The sequence below is a fragment of the Anaerotignum faecicola genome, assembly GCA_024460105.1.
In the GTDB taxonomy this organism is placed as follows: Bacteria; Bacillota; Clostridia; order Lachnospirales; family Anaerotignaceae; genus JANFXS01.
This window is the reverse complement of the sequence record JANFXS010000531.1, coordinates 1-395: the sequence shown is the minus strand read 5'-3', so window position 1 is coordinate 395 and position 395 is coordinate 1. Positions and strand designations below refer to the sequence as shown.

The 395-nt window shown below is 46.6% G+C and carries 1 protein-coding gene; it reads left to right on the top strand.

Annotated elements, in window-relative coordinates:
• Window positions 1-203 precede the first annotated feature (203 nt).
• Window positions 204-395: HAD hydrolase family protein (locus tag NE664_15250; protein ID MCQ4727988.1), on the top strand; the 192-nt coding region annotated here is incomplete at its 3' end.

Genomic DNA, 395 nt, shown 5'->3' with positions numbered 1-395 from the left:
GGCAGACCGTGCTGAAAAACCATCCTTTGGAAAGCGTGTCAAAGGAATCTTTTCTTCCAAATATGATAAGGACGGCCTTCTGATCCTGAAAGAAGAACATTTTATATACTAATTGAGAGCGGTGGTCATACCGCTGTACCCCATCATTTCTGCGTGAAACTTAACCTGTAGGGAGCAGAAAGAAACAGTAAACTGGAGCATGAATTGTGGATATCAGATTAATTGCACTTGATTTAGACGGAACGCTTCTGGACAGTCAGAAGCGTCTGTCGTCCCGTAACAAAAAGGCGCTGACGGAATGCCTGAGACGAGGCATTCATATTGTTCCGACAACCGGAAGAACCGTATCGGGGATTCCTCAGGTTGTCAGGGAACTGCCGGGAGTGCGTTATGCC